The 3,083-nt window shown below is 37.2% G+C and carries 1 protein-coding gene; it reads right to left on the bottom strand.

The genetic code is table 11. The annotated features are described in order from the left end of the window. Positions 1–332: 332 nt before the first annotated feature. Positions 333–2,879, bottom strand: a complete 2,547-nt coding sequence (locus E1171_RS03860; protein ID WP_187696237.1) for a M1 family aminopeptidase — start codon at positions 2,877–2,879, stop codon at positions 333–335. Between the last annotated feature and the right edge of the window lie 204 nt (positions 2,880–3,083).

The following is a 3,083-nucleotide window of genomic DNA, read 5'->3' as shown; positions in this document are numbered from 1 at the left end:
GTCCCAGTTGGCCGCTTTGGTATCCCCCCGGCCGGAACAAAAAAATATCCTTACCTCTATTGGTTTGACGTAAGGAAGTGCAAAATTATATGCTTTTTTATTTAAGTCAAACTTTTTCAAAAAAAAGATAATTTTGTTTTCGGCTTCTAATTTTATCAAAAAAAGGCACTCCCTAATTTCAAATCGAAAACAAAACTCGTACCTAATTGAAAATGAGACAGATCAGAGACCATCAATTCCGTACAACTCTTAATTTCTATCTCAAATTTTCTAATTAGAAAAGAACTTTTCTTTAAAATATTTTTTATTCCTTACTTTAAATTAAACAGGGTTTAGAAATTTTCATAATATTCAATCAACCTTTCATCAGTTTCATTTTCTTTAATACGCTTCCTCATTTCAGGCACTCCTTCCACATTATCCAAAAGTAATAAAGCTTGGAAAGCGGATAACCGAATAAAGTAACTACTATCCTCTAATGCAATAGGCTCCAACAATGCTGCCCCTGCCTTTTGCAGTCCTTCGGGGGCATTTATTAAAAGCTGTCCGAATAAATTAATTAGATAATATTTTTCTACTCCCTTGCTCTTTGCCAGATTATCCGTAAACCAATCATATTTATCATATCGCTTATTTTCTACAAAATAATTGGCCACGGCCAATTGCACATTAGCATCAGCGTATCCTTCAAAACTGTGCACCACTTCATCCTTATCCTCAGCAGCAGTTTGTAAATAACCGTACAAGGCTGCCCCATTTACCACATATGAGGAATCGGCCAATCCACCCTTATATAGATTCCGATATTTATCTGCTCCATAAAACTCCAATGCTGCCAAGGCATCTGCTTTTACTTTAGGATTAGGATCATCTTTTCCCATTTGAGCAAGTTTTTGCTCTACCTTAGCTTTTCCAGGCCCATCATATTTATCTAATGAATGTATCGCCAACTGCCTAATGGCCCAAAACGAATCATCAAGAGCAGCAAAAACTGTAGCCCCTGCAGTAGGTACTGATAAAGTATCAGATAAAGCCTCTACAGCCCGGTAACGAGCCAAAAATTTATCTGACAACCTGTATTGAGCACTTAGTTCTTCAAAAGTCTGGGTGTTATTTATCTCGGCCAATAAATACTGCTCTCCGTCAAATAAAACCAATTCAGGTTGGTCAGGTAAATCAAAAGTAAATTCGTTGTAAATACTGTCTACAATCACCGAAAATCTTTTCTTTTGTCCATTTACCCAAACGTCTATATCCACCGGCAATTTATATAAAGGAGTCGTTCGGAAATCTTGAATTTGTTGCACTACTAATTTCAGTTGCCTCTCTTGGTAAGTATGTTCCAAATTTAATTGGGGGTGCCCCGAAGCTAAAAACCACTGATCAAAAAACCAATGTAAATCTTCTCCAGTGACCCTTTCAAAGGCAAGTCTCAATTGATGAATCTCAACAGCCGTATATTCATTTTCTTTCAGATATTCATGTAAAGAAGTAAAAAAGGCATCATCCCCCACAATGGTTCTCAACATGTGCAGGATACGACCTCCTTTAGCATAAGAATGACTGTCAAACATATCTTCCTTATCCTGATAGTAATACCGGATCATATCTACCTGCTTACTTTTTGCTTCCCGGAAATAAGATTCCATTTCCTTCAACCCCTCAAAGTCTGCTGCATCTTTTCCATATTTATATTCAGCCCAAAGGTATTCACCGTAATTCGCAAAGGACTCATTTAGAGGCAAATTTGACCAAGACTCACATGTCACTAAGTCTCCAAACCATTGATGAAATAGTTCGTGCGCTATAATTCCATCCCAATTATCAGCCAATAAATACCGGTTATCCACTTGGAGGGCTTCCATAAACACTGAGGCGGTGGTATTTTCCATTGCACCCGAAACATAATCCCTCACCACTACTTGCGAATATTTCTGCCAGGGGTAGTTATAGTTTAAGATTTTTGAAAAAAAACCCATCATTTCAGGCGTATTTCCAAAAATAGAGTTAGCATACTTTTCATAGTCAGGCTCTACATAATAGTCAACTGCAATATTCTTCCACTTATCCTTCACAATGGCAAAGTCACCAACGGCCATCATAAACAAATAAGGAGCATGTGGCAAATCCATATTCCAATAATCTGTTCTCGTTCCATTTACATTTTCTCTGGAATACACCAACTTTCCATTGGAAAGAGTTTTAAATTCATCGTCTACTGTTATGTACATTTCTTGAGTACTTCGTTGATTAGGTGAATCAATGGTGGGGAACCAACATGAACTAGCCTCAGTTTCCCCTTGCGTCCAAATTTCTTTGGGTTTATTTGGGTCTTCTCCTGTAGGATTAATGAAATAAAGCCCTTTATCGGAAGTAATGGCATCACTCCCTTTTACTTTCAGCTCATTGGGTTTGGCCGTATACTTAATGGAAACCAGGAAATTCTCATCTATATAATATGGTCGATTTAACTCTATATTTAATTCCTTTCCATTGTAAGTATACTCCAAAGGAGTTTCTCCCTCAGCATTCAAGAGATGTACATAATCTATATCGAATCCCTTGGCATCCAAAATCAATCGATCTTGTGGATAAAAATGAGGACTAAGTTCCAAGGTAGCTACCCCGAACAAATATTGTTGCTCCCAATCAAAACTTACTTCCAGTTTGGTATGGACTAAATCAATAAAACGAGTTCGGGCACCACGGTATTCGGAAGGAAAGTGCTGAGGTAAATTTACTTCCTTGGGTTCAACAACAACCACCGAATCCGCATCAGTATAATCTTGGTTAGGCCCTTTTGACTCACTCACCTTGCAACTTGAGGCAAAAAGGAACAAGAGAACTGCGTATCCTACACTTATAAATATATTTTTCACCTTTGATTTATAATTTTTTTAATGGCATAAAAACATTTGCTGCCAATTTAAGCTATATTTAAGTCTTAAAAAACAGGAATATCATGTACAAAGTCACAGTTGACACAAACACCACTTTTGAAACATCGGTGGAAAAAGAGGAAATAAAACTCAATGGAGAAGTATTTGATTGGAGTATCATCACCTTGGGCAAACATAATTATC

Source organism: Xanthovirga aplysinae (genome assembly GCF_009711365.1).
Classification (GTDB): Bacteria; Bacteroidota; Bacteroidia; order Cytophagales; family Cyclobacteriaceae; genus Xanthovirga; species Xanthovirga aplysinae.
Note: the sequence above shows the minus strand (reverse complement) of the source record. Positions and strands in the feature narration are given on the sequence as shown.